Annotated in this window: 16 protein-coding genes; 11 read left to right on the top strand and 5 right to left on the bottom strand. The window is 73.2% G+C overall.

Annotated features, from left to right (window positions below; translation table 11 throughout):
* Position 1: 1 nt before the first annotated feature.
* On the bottom strand, positions 2–220 hold the full coding sequence (locus tag BM419_RS02835; protein WP_020093695.1) for a DUF2093 domain-containing protein: 219 nt from the start codon (positions 218–220) through the stop codon (positions 2–4).
* A gap of 62 nt (positions 221–282) precedes the next feature.
* Positions 283–1,269, bottom strand: coding sequence for a bifunctional riboflavin kinase/FAD synthetase (locus BM419_RS02840; RefSeq protein WP_091681293.1), 987 nt, complete (start codon positions 1,267–1,269; stop codon positions 283–285).
* A gap of 276 nt (positions 1,270–1,545) precedes the next feature.
* Between BM419_RS02840 and BM419_RS02845 the strand changes: the two genes are divergently transcribed.
* The 6 genes from BM419_RS02845 to BM419_RS02870 all read left to right on the top strand — a co-directional run bounded on the left by BM419_RS02845 (position 1,546) and on the right by BM419_RS02870 (position 5,672).
* Positions 1,546–1,929, top strand: coding sequence for a response regulator (locus BM419_RS02845; protein ID WP_012317888.1), 384 nt, complete (start codon positions 1,546–1,548; stop codon positions 1,927–1,929).
* A gap of 110 nt (positions 1,930–2,039) precedes the next feature.
* Positions 2,040–2,573: a protein phosphatase CheZ gene (locus BM419_RS02850; protein WP_020093693.1), complete on the top strand. Its 534-nt coding sequence runs from the start codon at positions 2,040–2,042 to the stop codon at positions 2,571–2,573.
* Positions 2,574–2,706: 133 nt separating this feature from the next.
* The gene (locus BM419_RS02855; protein ID WP_091924848.1) at positions 2,707–3,495 is read left to right on the top strand and encodes a creatininase family protein; all 789 of its coding nucleotides are present in this window, start codon (positions 2,707–2,709) and stop codon (positions 3,493–3,495) included.
* 70 nt (positions 3,496–3,565) lie between these two features.
* Entirely contained in the window at positions 3,566–4,315 is a 750-nt protein-coding gene (locus tag BM419_RS02860; RefSeq protein WP_091681296.1) for a DUF1223 domain-containing protein, read from the top strand.
* Positions 4,316–4,425: 110 nt separating this feature from the next.
* A complete protein-coding gene (locus BM419_RS02865; protein WP_091681298.1) occupies positions 4,426–4,983 on the top strand; it encodes an RNA polymerase sigma factor in 558 nt (185 codons plus the stop codon).
* Positions 4,983–5,672, top strand: coding sequence for an NrsF family protein (locus BM419_RS02870; RefSeq protein WP_091924851.1), 690 nt, complete (start codon positions 4,983–4,985; stop codon positions 5,670–5,672). Before BM419_RS02865 ends, BM419_RS02870 begins: the two co-directional genes overlap by 1 nt.
* A 63-nt stretch (positions 5,673–5,735) precedes the next feature.
* On the opposite strand, the gene BM419_RS02875 is transcribed toward BM419_RS02870, so the two are convergent.
* Complete coding sequence (locus tag BM419_RS02875; RefSeq protein ID WP_020093688.1) at positions 5,736–6,227, bottom strand: YcgN family cysteine cluster protein; 492 nt, start codon at positions 6,225–6,227, stop codon at positions 5,736–5,738.
* Positions 6,228–6,541: 314 nt separating this feature from the next.
* Here BM419_RS02875 and BM419_RS02880 point away from each other — a divergent pair, with 314 nt between their 5' ends.
* From BM419_RS02880 to BM419_RS02895, 4 genes are all read left to right on the top strand, one after another.
* On the top strand, positions 6,542–8,839 hold the full coding sequence (locus BM419_RS02880) for a transglycosylase domain-containing protein (protein ID WP_020093687.1): 2,298 nt from the start codon (positions 6,542–6,544) through the stop codon (positions 8,837–8,839).
* Positions 8,840–8,843: 4 nt separating this feature from the next.
* Positions 8,844–9,527 (top strand): DUF1214 domain-containing protein, encoded by a 684-nt coding sequence (locus BM419_RS02885; RefSeq protein ID WP_020093686.1) that lies wholly within the window; start codon positions 8,844–8,846, stop codon positions 9,525–9,527.
* Positions 9,515–10,174, top strand: coding sequence for a DUF1254 domain-containing protein (locus tag BM419_RS02890; RefSeq protein WP_091681302.1), 660 nt, complete (start codon positions 9,515–9,517; stop codon positions 10,172–10,174). The genes BM419_RS02885 and BM419_RS02890 overlap by 13 nt, the downstream gene beginning before the upstream one ends.
* A gap of 97 nt (positions 10,175–10,271) precedes the next feature.
* Positions 10,272–11,237: a PLP-dependent cysteine synthase family protein gene (locus tag BM419_RS02895; protein WP_091681304.1), complete on the top strand. Its 966-nt coding sequence runs from the start codon at positions 10,272–10,274 to the stop codon at positions 11,235–11,237.
* Positions 11,238–11,304: 67 nt separating this feature from the next.
* Here BM419_RS02895 and BM419_RS02900 read toward each other — a convergent pair whose 3' ends face one another.
* The gene (locus tag BM419_RS02900; protein ID WP_091924854.1) at positions 11,305–12,132 is read right to left on the bottom strand and encodes a hypothetical protein; all 828 of its coding nucleotides are present in this window, start codon (positions 12,130–12,132) and stop codon (positions 11,305–11,307) included.
* A gap of 53 nt (positions 12,133–12,185) precedes the next feature.
* Positions 12,186–12,398 (bottom strand): hypothetical protein, encoded by a 213-nt coding sequence (locus tag BM419_RS02905; RefSeq protein ID WP_042674087.1) that lies wholly within the window; start codon positions 12,396–12,398, stop codon positions 12,186–12,188.
* Between the two features lie 436 nt (positions 12,399–12,834).
* On the opposite strand from BM419_RS02905, the gene BM419_RS02910 reads away from it, so the two are divergent.
* Positions 12,835–13,128 carry a hypothetical protein gene (locus BM419_RS02910; protein ID WP_020093681.1) on the top strand — a complete coding sequence of 98 codons (294 nt, stop codon included), beginning with the start codon at positions 12,835–12,837 and terminating at the stop codon, positions 13,126–13,128.
* Positions 13,129–13,142: the final 14 nt, after the last annotated feature.

Here is a 13,142-nt window from a genome sequence, read left to right on the forward strand (position 1 = left end):
GTCAGGGGCGGCCGGTTTCCTTGAGCCGCCTGAGGATCGCCTCGGGGGAGACGTAGGCCTCCTGGCGGGCGGCGCTCCAGTAGCGCAGGGCGTCCAGCGGGATCGGCTCGCCGGTCACCGCGCAGCGCACGAAGCTGCCGGGCTTGACCACCCGCATGGTGCCGTCGCCGTACTCGACGACCGCCTCGCCATTGTTCGCGCGCTCGTAACGACCCAGCACGTCCGCCTCCTGCTCGATGGTGCCTTCTACACGATCCGCGCGCGCCGCGATGCCCGCGGGGCTCAGGTCAGCATCGACGGGGTCTCATCCCGCGCCAGCATGGTCCGGGCCGCGGCCGCGTCGACATGCATCCGCTCGACCAGCGCCTCGGCGCTGGCGAACCGCTCCTCGCCGCGGATGTACCCGACGAACTCCACAGCGATGTCCTGCCCGTAGAGATCGCCGGAGAAGTCGAACAGGTAGGTCTCCAGCAACGGTGCGCCGTCGTCGAAGGTCGGGCGGCGGCCGTAGCTCGCCACGCCGTCGCGGAACGCGCCCGAGGCCAGGCGGACCCGCACCGCGTAGATGCCGTGCGCGAGCCCGCAATCGGGCAGCATCACGTTGGCGGTGGGGAAACCCAGCTGGCGGCCGCGCTTGTCGCCGTGGCGGACCGCGCCGAGGACGAACCAGCGGTAGCCGAGCAGCGCGTTGGCGCGGGCGACATCGCCGGCCGCGAGGGCCGCGCGGATCGCGCTCGAGGAGACCGGCTCGGTCTCGCCGCCGAGGGCGACCGGCGCCACGATGCGGCAGCTCATCCCCGCTTCCCGGCACAGGTCGGCCAGGATCACGGGCGTGCCCTCGCGGCCGCGGCCGAAATGGAAATCGTGTCCGACGACCACGCCGGACAGGCCCAGCGCCCCCTTCAGGAAGTCGAGCACGAAGGCGCGGGCGCCGGTCTCGGCCAGGACCCCGTCGAAGCGGCGCACGATCAGCCCGTCGAGGCCGAGATGCGCGAACACGATCTCCTTGGCGGCGAGGCCGGTCAGCCGGAACATGGGCGCGTCGGGCAAGAAGTAGGCCCGCGGGTGCGGCTCGAAGGTCAGGATCGCGGCCGGCCGGCCGGCCGCGCGGGCGGCGGCGCGCACGCTGTCGACGAGCATCCGGTGCCCGAGATGGACGCCGTCGAAGTTGCCGATCGCCGCCACGGCCCCGGCCAGGGCCGGCGGGACGGGGGCGTCGGCGCGGCAGATCGTGAAGGGTCGCGCGGCCGTGTCGTCGCCTGTGGCCATCGGTTCGGGTCGAGTGCTCGGAAGGGTCGGATAGGGTCGCCTGACATGTCCGCGAGGGGCCCGACGCGGCCGGACCCTGCCGAAAGGCGCCCGGAGGGTCAAGCGAGGCGACGCCGCGCGGGCGGCCATGCGCCGCCCGCGCCGATTAACGGCTTCGCAATGCGCATGCCCTATTTGAAATGCTGTGCGGCGCAGCTAAATTGCAGCGTTAGCGAAGCGTTAATCTATCCGGGAGCCGCCGCGGCTTCCCGCCGGGCAATACGGAGCAGTTGTTCGATGGCTCTCGACCTGAGCATGCCGATCCTCGTTGTCGACGATTACCAGACGATGGTCCGCATTATTCGCAATCTACTGAAGCAGCTCGGCTTCGAGGAGGTCGACGACGCTTCCGACGGGACCGAGGCGCTCGCACGACTGAAGGGTCGCAAGTACGGGCTCGTCATCTCCGACTGGAACATGGAGCCGATGACCGGCTACGAGCTGCTCCGTCACGTGCGCGCCGACGAAAATCTTCGGACGACGCCGTTCATCATGGTGACGGCCGAATCGAAGACCGAGAACGTGATCGCGGCCAAGAAGGCCGGCGTGAACAACTACATCGTCAAGCCCTTCAACGCGGCCACGCTGAAGTCGAAGATCGAGGCGGTCTGCGGCAGCTGACCGGCCTCCCGTCTTCGACCACCGCGCGTCCGGACGGATCGCTCCCGCGCCGCCGGACGCCGAGACGTGGCGTGGCCGGCGAGGACGGCCACAGATCCGAGGAGGAGAGCATGTCGTCAGCCGCCGCACGGCAGACCGATCTGCGGCTTCGCGAGCCGCAGACCGTGATCTCCGAGCTGATCGAGATCGCGGATTACATCGCCCATCTCCGCGAGGAGATCGGGGCGCTGCGCGCGAACGAGATGAGTCGCGACCGGATCCCCATGGCGCACGAGGAGCTCGGCAGCGTCGTGGAGGCGACCGCCGGCGCCACCAACACCATCATGGAGGCCGCCGAGGCGATGCTCGGTCTGCCCGACGGGCCGGGCTACCGCGACGCGGTCGAGGAGCGGATCAACACGATCTTCGAGGCCTGCGCGTTCCAGGACATCACCGGCCAGCGGATCGCCAAGGTGGTCGAGTCGCTGCGCCTGTTCGAGCAGCGCCTCGCCCGCTTCGTCGGCGCCGTGAAGGCCCGCGACGCGGCCTCCATGGATCCCGCCGAGCGTGCCCGGCGGACCCGGGCCGAGGACCTCATGCTGAACGGCCCGCAGGCCGTGGACGCCACGCCCTCCCAGGACGACATCGACGCGCTGTTCGCCTGACGCGATCCGGGCCGGCGGGGGACCGGTTGTCTGAGGAAGGATCGCCGGCGCGACGGTCGACTCGGCGCCGGCCTGCCGGCTAGATCGCCTTCCGGACCCGCCGCATGCGGGGCGGGCGGAGGCCGCGGCAGAGATGACGGCGCAGTTCTGGTCCGAGCTGACCACCGAAGACTTCACCCAACGGGACATAGGTCGCGCGATCGCCGTCCTGCCGGTGGCCGCCGTCGAGCAGCACGGTCCCCACCTCCCCCTCGCGACCGACACCGTGATCGCCGAGGGTTACCTCGCCCGGGTGCGCGACGGCGTGCCGGCGGATCTCGACGTGCTGCTGCTGCCAGTCCAGCCGGTGGGCAAGTCCGACGAGCACGACGCGTTTCCCGGCACACTCTCCCTGGATACCGGGACGGCGCTGGCCGCCTGGACGGGGATCGGCGCGGCCGTCCACCGCGCCGGCTGCCGCAAGCTGGTGATCGTCACGAGCCACGGCGGCAACAGCGCGCTCATCGATCTCGTGGCGGGCGAGCTGCGCGCCCGGTTCGGCATGGTCGCGGTCACGACATCCTGGGCGCGGTTCGGCTATCCCGAGGGTCTGTTCCCGGCGGACGAGATCGCCCACGGCATCCACGCCGGCGGCATCGAGACGGCGCTGATGCTGGCCCTGCGGCCGGACCTCGTCCGGACCGACCGAGTCGCGGATTTCCCGCCGCGCACGCTGTCGATGATCCGCGACTTCACCCACCTGCGCGCCGGCCGCCCCGCCGCCTTCGCGTGGAAGGCCGGCGATCTCCAGGCTTCGGGCGCCATGGGCGACGCGCGGCTCGGCACGGCCGAGGCGGGCCGCGCGGCGCTCGACCACGGCGCCCGGGCCTTCGTCGCCCTGCTGCGCGACGTCGACGCCTTCGAGCTCGCGCCCCCGGTGTAACCGCCGCCGCGCCGCCGCCGAAGGAGACGGTACGCCGGGTCCGAACCGCCGGCGTGCGGGAGTTCCGGCCATGCGCCCTGCCCTCTTGATCGCCGCCGCCCTGCTGTGCGGCAGCCTCTACCCGGCCGCCGCGGCGGAGCGCCCCGTCGTCGTCGAGCTGTTCACCTCGCAGAGCTGCTCCTCCTGCCCGCCCGCGGAGGCGCTGATCGGCCGCCTCGCCCGCGAGCCGGCGGGGGCGCAGGGCGATGTCCTGCCGCTCGCGTTCCACGTCACCTACTGGAACCATCTCGACTGGCGCGATCGCTACGCCCTGCCGGCCGCCACCGCCCGCCAGGAGGCCTACGCGGCCCGTCTCGGCGGACCCACCTACACGCCGCAGGCGGTGATCGACGGGCAGGTCGGGCTGGTCGGCTCCGACGAGGCCGGCCTGCGCGCCGCGATCGCGCGCGCCCGGCAGGCCGGGCCCGGCATTCCCGTGACGCTGGCCCGCGACGGCGAGCAGGTCGTCGCGCAGATCGGTGCCGGGGCCGGCGGCGCCGCGGGCCGCGTCCTCCTGATCGGGTACGATCCGAGCCACACCACCCGCGTGCTGCGCGGCGAGAATGCCGGGCGCACCATCGAGCAGGCCAACATCGTCCGGTCGGTGCGCGACCTCGGGCGCTGGTCCGGCTCCGCCGCGACCTTCGCGTCGGCGCGTCCCGAGGGCGAGACGGCGGCCCTGCTGCTCCAATCCGAGGACGGGCGGATCCTGGGCGCCGCGCGCCTCGCCGCGTCTCCCGCAACGTCGCCCGCCGCGACGGTCCGGGAGGCCGTGCGATGATCCTCGCCGTCCCGGGCGGGATGCCCGCGCGCGGCTGGGTGCTGGCGTCGGGATCGGACCGTGGGTTAGACACGCCGCGTGCCGGGGGACGGAACGACGGCGGAGCCCGGATGGCGCTCGAACAGGAACTGGTGACCCTGATGGCGGCGGCCCAGAGCGGCGACGCGGCCGCCTATCGCGCGCTGCTGAAGGCCTGTCTGCCCGTGGTCTCGGCGATCGCGCGGGCGCAGGGCGTGCGCGGCGAGGCGGTGGACGACGTCGTGCAGGACGCGCTGATGACCGTCCACCGGGCTCGGGCGAGCTACGATCCGGCCCGGCCGTTCCTGCCCTGGCTGCGCGCCATCACCCAGCGGCGGGCGATCGACCGGCTGCGCCGCGCCGGGCGGCGCCCGCGGGAGGTCAACGACCCGCTGGCCTACGAGGCGGAGGTCGATCCGGGGCCGGCCCCCGGCCACGGGCTGGAGGCGCGGGACCGGGCCGCCGCCCTGGCCAGGGCGGTGGCGGCCCTGCCCGACGGCCAGCGGCAGGCGGTCGAGCACCTGGGCCTGCGCGAGCTGTCGCTCGACGAGACCGCCGCCCTTACCGGCCGCAGCAAGGGGGCCCTCAAGGTGAACCTGCACCGGGCGCTGAAGGCGCTCCGGGCCAGCCTGACGCAGGAGCGGGAGTGATGCCCGGAGAGGGGAGCAACTGGGCCGGCGGCGACCTGTCCCGCCACGAGCGGCTGGTCGAGGAACTCGCGGTCGGGCTCGAACCCGTGCGGCCGCTGCCGGCCCCGGAGGCCCGCGCGGCCCTCTGGCTCGGCGTGGCGCTGGTGGTCGGCGTGGTCCTCGCCGCCTGGGTCGGGACCGGCGGCTTCATGCTGCGCATGCATGTGCCGGATCTGGCCCTCGCGGCGGTGGGCGCGGTGCTGACGGCGATCACGGCCGCCTACGCGGCCTTCGCCACCAGCGTGCCGGGACGGTCCGGCCGCTGGGCGCTGCTGCCGCTGCCGCCCCTCGCCCTCTGGGTCGGGGCGAGCGGCCTGGGCTGCCTGCGCGACTGGATCGCGCCGGGGGCCGACCTGCCCGGCGAGCACGCGATCACGGGCTGCTTCAGCTTCCTGATCTGCGTCTCGGTGCCGCTGTCCGTGCTGATCGTCGTGATGCTGCGGCGCGCCTGCCCGCTGCGGCCGAACCTCACGGCCGCTCTCGGGGGGCTGGCGGTGGCGGCAGCGGCGGCGACGCTGCTGATGCCGGTCCACCCGCACGACGCCACCGCCACGGACCTGCTGTTCCACGCGGCGGCGGTCGCCATCGTGATCGCGGCGAACGGATTGGCCGGAGGCCGGCTGCTCGGCCGGCACGCCGGGGCCGGCTAGGGCGTACCGACCGAGGCTCGCGAGCTCGGCCGATCGCTCGAGGGGACGTCCGGTGCGGTCGCTTCACACCGCGCCGGGATCGAGGCCCGGCCAAGCCACGATCCGGTCCGGCAACTCGTCCTCCGAGAACTCCTCCTCGTTGCCGGCGAGCCGGCCGCGGACCGAGATGCCCGCCTCGTGCACGCTCGCGGCCCGGCCCGAGACCAGGGGGTGCCACGGGTAGAGCGGCTGCCCGTCGCGCACGAGCCGGTACGCGCAGGTCGGCGGCAGCCAGGCGATCGACCGCACCGCCTCCGGCGTCAGGCGCACGCAGTCGGGCACCCGCTTCTGCCGCCGCGCGTAGTCGCGGCACCGGCAGGTGAGGCCGTCGAGCAGGGTGCACCCGATATCGGTGTGGTGGACCTCGCCGGTATCCTCGTCCTCGAGCTTCATCAGGCAGCACCGGCCGCAGCCGTCGCACAGGCTCTCCCACTCGGACGGGGTCATGGCTTCGAGCGTCTTGGTCCGCCAGAACGGCTCGACCGCCCCGCGGCGCGGCGCCTCGGGCTTGGGCATCGGGAAAGTCTCTCGGATGGGAAGCCGCCTCTCTGCCCGAGGCGCGGCACCGCTGCAAGCGTGGCAGCCGAGTGTCGCCGACGGCCGCCCTGCGATTGCCATGCGACCGGATCGCCCCGTCGTGCGTTAAGGCCAAGCTCGTCCGCGGCGAATCACGAGACTGCGCAGAGCCTCGCCGCCGGTTCCGGATCCTGCTATGGACGTCGGATGCCGTGCGGTGGCGCCGGCGCAGGGTTCGTGTCCGCGGCGCGGGCGCCCGACCATCCGCCGCCAGGTTCCGCCGCAGAGGCGCTCGACAAGCCGGGTTCGACATCGTGCGCCTGCCGACGTTCACCGAGATCAAGGTCCGCCTCGAACGCGCCGCCCTCGCCTTCGACGCCTGGGTCAACGCGAGCCTGTACGACGGCGGCCAGTCGACGGGTCAGGCCTACGAGCGCTTCCAGCGCGTCATGAGCCGCTTCGCGGTGCGCGGCTGGAAGCGCGTCGCCCTCGACCTGACGAGCGAGGGAGTGACGATCGGGACCGGCGGCGCCATCCTGATGCTCGCGCTGGCGCAGCCCGCCTTCCAGCTCACTAGCGAGAACTGGCTGAAGCAGCAGGATCTCGCCGTCACCTTCCTCGACCGCTACGGCACCGAGGTCGGGCGGCGCGGCATCAAGCACGACGACTCGCTGAAGCTCGACGACTTTCCCGACATCATGATCAAGGCGCTGGTCTCCACCGAGGACCGGCGCTTCTACGAGCACTGGGGCATCGACCCGATCGGCACGCTGCGGGCGCTGGTGAACAACTCCCGCGGCGGCAGCGGCACGCAGGGCGGGTCCTCGATCACCCAGCAGCTCGCCAAGAACCTGTTCCTGACGAACGAGCGCTCCCTGGAGCGGAAGGTCAACGAGGCGTTCCTGGCCCTGTGGCTCGAGAGCCATCTCACCAAGAACGAGATCCTGAAGCTCTACCTCGACCGCGCCTACATGGGCGGCGGCACCTTCGGCGCGGTGGCGGCGGCGGACTACTATTTCGGCAAGCCGCTCAAGGACATCAGCCTCGCCGAGGCCGCCATGCTGGCGGGCCTGTTCAAGGCGCCGACCAAGTACGCCCCGCACGTCAACCTGCCGGCGGCGCGCGCGCGGGCGGCGGACGTGCTGCACAACATGGTGGAGGCGGGCTTCGTCACCGAGGGCCAGATCCAGACGGCGCTCCGCAACCCGGCGACGCCGGTGACCCGCACCCGCGACATCACCGCCGACTACTACCTCGACTGGGCCTTCGGCGAGATCAAGGCGATGGCCGACGCGGGCAAGCTGCGCAACGACCGCGTGCTGACCGTGAAGACGCCGCTGGACCTCGCGATCCAGAAGCGGGCCGACGAGGCGGTGGCCGACATCCTGCGCAAATCCGGCGACGCCTACGACGTGGACGAGGCCGCCATGGTGATCCTCGATCCCGACGGGGCGCTGCGCGCCATGGTGGGCGGCGCGGATTACGGCGAGAGCCAGTTCAACCGCGCCACCGACGCGCTGCGCCAGCCCGGCTCCTCGTTCAAGCCCTACGTCTACTCGGCCGCGCTCGCCTCCGGGCTGTTCAAGCCCGACACGACGGTGGTCGACAGCCCCGTCTGCATCGGCAACTGGTGCCCGCAGAATTACGGCCGCTCCTATGCCGGCCGGGTTCCGATGTGGCTCGCGGTGGCGAAGTCGATCAACACGATCCCGATCAAGATCTCCATCGCCCTCGGCAAGGCGATGGGCATCAGCCATGAGGCCAAGGCCGCCAAGGCGGGCCGCGCGAAGATCACGGAACTCGCCCACAAGATGGGCATCACCTCGAACCTGATCGACACGGTCTCGATGCCGATCGGCTCGGACGAGGTGACGGTCATCGACCAGGCGGCGGGCTACGCGGTGTTCGCCAACGGCGGCTTCCGCGCCAAGCCCTACGCTGCCATCGAGGTGAAGAACTCGTCCGGCGAGGTGATCTACCGCCACGCCGACGAGGCGCCCGAGCGGGTTCTCTCGCCCCAGGTCGTGGCGGACATGAACTTCATGCTCAACAAGGTGGTCGAGGAGGGCACCGGCAAGCGGGCCCAGCTCGAGGGCGTGAAGGTGGCGGGCAAGTCCGGCACGACGAACGCCTACCGGGACGCGTGGTTCGTCGGCTACACCGGCAATTACGTCGGCGCCGTCTGGTTCGGCAACGACGACCACACCTCGACCAACAAGCTCACCGGCGGCTCCCTCCCGGCCCAGCTCTGGCACGACGTCATGGAGCCGGCCCACCAGGGCATCGAGATCAAGGGCCTGCCCGGCCTGAAGGAGAGCCCCCGCGCCGCCCAGCAGCAGGCCTCCGGCGGCCCGACCGCGCCGACCGATCCCAATGCCAGCGCCTACGGCAAGCTCTCGCGCCGCTCCTTCGAGGTGATCAGCGGCCTCAACGGCCTGTTCCGCACCGTCGAGCGCGCGCCCGGCTCGGCCGCGGACGCGCCTGCCGGCGCCGGAAGCGCGCCGAGGACCGGCCGGAAGCCCGGCGATCGGGCGGCGGCGCCGCCGTCGGGTCAGCTGCGCGAGGTCGCCGAGGGCGCCCGCCCGGTCGGCGGCTTCACCGAGGTGCGGTGAGCGCATGAAGCTCACGATCCCCGAGGCGCTCGGCCGGACCTCCGTGTTCGCCGGCGCCCCACGCAACGGCGCTGCGCGCTTCGTCCTGCGCCTCTGGCGCAAGAGCTCGATCGCCGGCCTCGCCGCCTACACCCTGGCGCTGGGCGCCGTCCTGGGACTCGCCAGCGCCGACTGGGCCACGAGCGGCGGCTACCCGTTCGGCGGCGTGCAGGTCGGAGCCTGGACCGCGTGGCCGCGGGCCGGCGCGGCGAATGCCGATCCCTACACCCGCGCCGTCAACGCGCGCCGCGGCGAGATCCCTCTGGCGGTCGGTGAGGGCCTGCTTCTGACCGCGGCGGTCGACGATTCCGGTCAGGCGCTCGACGCGACCTGCACGTACCGGATCGGGGGCGCGACGCCGCCCGCCCGCGCCTGGACCGTCACGGTCGCCGGGCGCGGCGCGCGCGAACCCGGCCGCGCGCCGCTGCGCGAGGGCTTCACCTCCACGGAAGTGCTGCGCACGGCCGACGGGCGCTTCACGATCACGCTCGCGCCGGATGTCCAGCCGGGCAACTGGCTCCCGAGCCCGCGGGCGAGCGGGCCGGTCCGCCTCGCCCTGCGCCTGTACGATACGCCGGTCGCCGCCAGCGTCGGGTCCCTCGACCGAAGTGCCGTGCCGGCCATCACCCGCGTGGGGTGCGCCCCGTGAGCCTGCGCTTCGTCTACGCCACGCTGATCGGCCTCGTGCTCGCCGGGATCGTCCACATCGCGGCGGTCCTGGCGATCCCCGCCCTGTCGGAGGCCGACGCGGTCTCGCGCGCCCGCACCAGCGAGAACCTGGACCATCCGCAATCGATCTACGCGGTCGCGACCGGCGACGACCCCTCCCCGCCCGAGGCGTGGCTGCCGATCCCGGATCCGGCGGTCGCCGTGGGCGTCTGCGCCTACAACCTCGCGGACGGGCCCATGCGCGTCTCGGCCCGCACCGGTCCGCTGTCGCTCTCGCTCGCCGCGCATGCCCGCCGCGGGGCGTTCTACGCGGTGACCGATCAGGCCGCGGTCCGCGGGGCCCTGGATCTCGTGATCCTGACCCGGGCGCAGTACGACGAGGCGCTGGCCGACGACGACGAGAACGATCCGAGCCGCGACGTGCGCATCGTCGCGCCCGACGCGCGCGGCTTCGTGGTGGTGCGGGTGATCGCCGGTCTCCCGAGCCAGAGGCCCGCCGCCAACGCCGCCGTCCAGGCCGTCTCCTGCACCACCGACACGCCGACGGACGATGCGTCCGCGGGCAAGGACACGCCCGGCAAGGACGCGTCGGGCAAGGATGTGTCGGGCAAGGGAGCGGGACGCTGAGCGAGGACGCCGCACGGGTCCGCGGCGCCGGTCGGCCGGTGCCGAGCCCCCGCGGCCCCGCCTTGTCCCGGGTGGCGGAGCCGGCCTCGCCGACGCGATGACCGCAGCCGCCGCGACGATGCCGTCCTCGGCCGCCGGGATCACGCGATCCGCCCTCGATCTGATCGGCAACACGCCGCTCGTCGCCCTCGACCGCGTCCATCCCGGTCCGGGCCGCATCCTCGCGAAGGCCGAGTTCATGCAGCCCGGCGGCAGCGTCAAGGACCGCGCCGCCCGCGCCATCCTGTTGGCCGCGCGCGCGGACGGCCGCCTCGCCGCGGGGGCGCCCGTGGTGGAGATGACCAGCGGCAACATGGGGGCCGGCCTCGCGGTGGCCTGCGCGGCCCTGGGGCACCCGCTCGTGGTCACGATGTCGGCCGGGAACAGTCTCCAGCGCGTGCGGATGCTCGAGGCGCTCGGTGCCGAGGTCGTGCGGGTGCCGCAGGTGGACGGCGTCCCGGGGCAGGTCACCGGCGCCGACGTGCGGGCGGCCGCGGACGCGGCGGAGCGCGTCGCGACCGAGCGGGGCGGCTTCTACATCGACCAGTTCCATGCGCCGGAGGGCGTGCGCGCGCATCGCGACACGACCGGACCGGAGATCTGGGCGCAATCGTCCGGCCGGGTCGATGCCTGGGTGGCGGCCGTGGGCACGGGCGCGACCTTCCTCGGCGTGGCCGCGGCCCTGCGCGCGCGCAACCCGTCCCTGTTCTGCGCCGCGGTCGAGCCGGCGGGCTGTCAGCCCCTCGGCGGATCGCCGGTCACGAAGCACCGGCACCTGATCCAGGGCACCGGCTACGGCAGCGTCCCGCCGCACTGGACGGCCGGCCTGATGGACCTGTCCATCCCGGTGACCGACGCGGCGGCCGAGGAGTGGCGGCGGGCCCTGGCGACGCGGGAGGGCCTGCATGTCGGCTACTCGGCGGCGGCCAACGTCGCGGCGACGGTCGCGCTGCTGTCGTCCGGGCGCCTCCCCAGCGACGCGACCGCCGTGACCGTCCTCTGCGACACCGGACTGAAGTACTAGGGCCGGCGGGGTCCGGCCTCCGGCCATCCGCGCGGCACGACCTTCATCCTCGGGCGGCCTCGAGCGCTCAGTATTTGACCACCAGCGGTTCCGCCTGCGCGACCGGTGGGGGCGGCAGCGGAAGCGGCCCGAGGCCGCACCGGGCCGCGGCGTCCGGCGGCAGGAGCGGGTCGAGCAGGTTGCGGCGCGCGGCCAGCATCAGGATAGACCGCTCGGCCGAGACCGATTCCGGTGCCGGCGCGGCCGCGAACAGGTGCTCCAGCGCGAACCGGTAGCGGGCGAGCCGCAGGCCGGCCTCGAAGCGCACCCAGGCGATCAGACAGCGGTTCTCGGCGACCCGCTGGACGGCATCCCGCACGGCGGCGTCGTCGAGGGTCTTGGCGAAGGGCAGGCTGCGCAGGCGAGCGGCATCCGCGTCGATGACGCGGGCGGCCAGCGCCACGAAGAGCGGGATCAGCCGCGCGTCGGCGGTCGCGTCGTCGCTGAGCTTCCGATAGCGGGAGACTGGGGAGCGGGACGGCTCCGCCGTCAGGGCCTCGTAATAGGCGCCGACTTCCTCGTAGCGCCACGTCGGCGGGAGCGCGTGGGCGCTGGCGAGGCCGAACACCGTGTCTTGGAAGGCCGTGAAGTTGCTGGCCGGCGCGACGAACCGCCACGCGCGGTCGCGCAGGGTCAGTTCGTCGTCGGTGAGGCCGGAATCGAGCAGGAGGCGCCCGCGATCCCGGGTGCTGAAGCTGCCTGTCGTGTCGATGAGCCCGTTCCAAACCCCCGTACGCGGCCGGCCGAAATCGCCGCTCTGGGTGCAGGCCGCGAGCAGGGCGAGCGCGGCGCCGGCGGGGGCGAGGCGCAGCGCGGTGCGCGCGCGGTCGGGCTGCCGGCGATCCGGGGCTGACATGGGAGAACCGTCGGTGGTGTCGCGCGGCCGGGCTGACATGCGCGGGGACGTCCTCAGGACGCGAGGCGCTCGTAGCGCACGCCGAGGAATAGGAGGATCTCGCCGCGCCGCTCGCCGGAGCGCGGGATCCGGCAGGTCCGCCGCGCCTCCGCGCCCGGGAACGGGATCAGGGTGGCGGACGGGGCCTGCGCGGCTCTGCGCGCCGGATCGGCGACGGGCTTCGACGAACGGGCTTCGCCGGTCTCCAGCGGCTTGATAAGGGTCATGGTCTCCGGCTCCTGTCGGCGGTCCGAGCATCTGGCCCGGGCCCTTCGGAGGGCGTCGGCAAGGGCTACCGAAACAATCCAGCACGACGTGGTTAACGGAGTCTTTCCGGGCTCCGGCCGGGAATCGCGGTGCTGGCAGGAGTTGGCCCGTGAATTGCGTGGGTGTTCGCGCCCATGGCGGGCGTTTCCTCCCTTCGACTTGAGGCCCTGTCCGATCCGGACGGGGCCTTCTTATGTGCGGACGGCCCGCCGGGCGGCGGCGCTGTGCGACCCGCGCGCCACACCGCGGCGAAGCGTGGCCGCGACGTTGCCGCGCGGAACCCGTCGGGACCCTCGACGCTTGCCTACCGCCCGGCCCGACCGATATGCCGGGCACGGGCGATGGCGGGACCGCCGTGTCGGCTCTCCGCCCGATCGAGATTGAGGACACCGCTGAATGCGACTGGTTCCGGAACGATCCCTGCGCGCCTTCCGCCGCCGCGGCTTGGCTACTGCGGCGCTGGCGCTGTTCGCGCTGACCGCCGGCCCCGCCTACGCCCAGCGGGAGGATCAGGGCCTGCAGCTCGGCTGCGCGAACGACTATTTCCGCCTCTGCGCGGGCGTCGATCCGAACAGCCAGGACGCGGATCGCTGCATGATGCGCAACCGCAAGCGCCTGTCCCCGGAATGCCGGGCGGCGATCGGCGACTACGACAAGCGCACCGGCAGCAAATCCCTGTCCGACGATTGAGACGGGACCCGGTC

It is taken from the genome of Methylobacterium sp. yr668 (genome assembly GCF_900116245.1).
Classification (GTDB): domain Bacteria; phylum Pseudomonadota; class Alphaproteobacteria; order Rhizobiales; family Beijerinckiaceae; genus Methylobacterium.

Coding starts and splice junctions, on each gene's coding strand:
- BM419_RS02840 (WP_091681293.1), bottom strand. CDS start 1,269: ATGGCCACAGGCGACGACACGGCCGCGCGACCCTTCACGATCTGCCGC.
- BM419_RS02845 (WP_012317888.1), top strand. CDS start 1,546: ATGGCTCTCGACCTGAGCATGCCGATCCTCGTTGTCGACGATTACCAG.
- BM419_RS02850 (WP_020093693.1), top strand. CDS start 2,040: ATGTCGTCAGCCGCCGCACGGCAGACCGATCTGCGGCTTCGCGAGCCG.
- BM419_RS02855 (WP_091924848.1), top strand. CDS start 2,707: ATGACGGCGCAGTTCTGGTCCGAGCTGACCACCGAAGACTTCACCCAA.
- BM419_RS02860 (WP_091681296.1), top strand. CDS start 3,566: ATGCGCCCTGCCCTCTTGATCGCCGCCGCCCTGCTGTGCGGCAGCCTC.
- BM419_RS02865 (WP_091681298.1), top strand. CDS start 4,426: ATGGCGCTCGAACAGGAACTGGTGACCCTGATGGCGGCGGCCCAGAGC.
- BM419_RS02870 (WP_091924851.1), top strand. CDS start 4,983: ATGCCCGGAGAGGGGAGCAACTGGGCCGGCGGCGACCTGTCCCGCCAC.
- BM419_RS02875 (WP_020093688.1), bottom strand. CDS start 6,227: ATGCCCAAGCCCGAGGCGCCGCGCCGCGGGGCGGTCGAGCCGTTCTGG.
- BM419_RS02885 (WP_020093686.1), top strand. CDS start 8,844: ATGAAGCTCACGATCCCCGAGGCGCTCGGCCGGACCTCCGTGTTCGCC.
- BM419_RS02895 (WP_091681304.1), top strand. CDS start 10,272: ATGACCGCAGCCGCCGCGACGATGCCGTCCTCGGCCGCCGGGATCACG.
- BM419_RS02900 (WP_091924854.1), bottom strand. CDS start 12,132: ATGTCAGCCCCGGATCGCCGGCAGCCCGACCGCGCGCGCACCGCGCTG.
- BM419_RS02905 (WP_042674087.1), bottom strand. CDS start 12,398: ATGACCCTTATCAAGCCGCTGGAGACCGGCGAAGCCCGTTCGTCGAAG.
- BM419_RS02910 (WP_020093681.1), top strand. CDS start 12,835: ATGCGACTGGTTCCGGAACGATCCCTGCGCGCCTTCCGCCGCCGCGGC.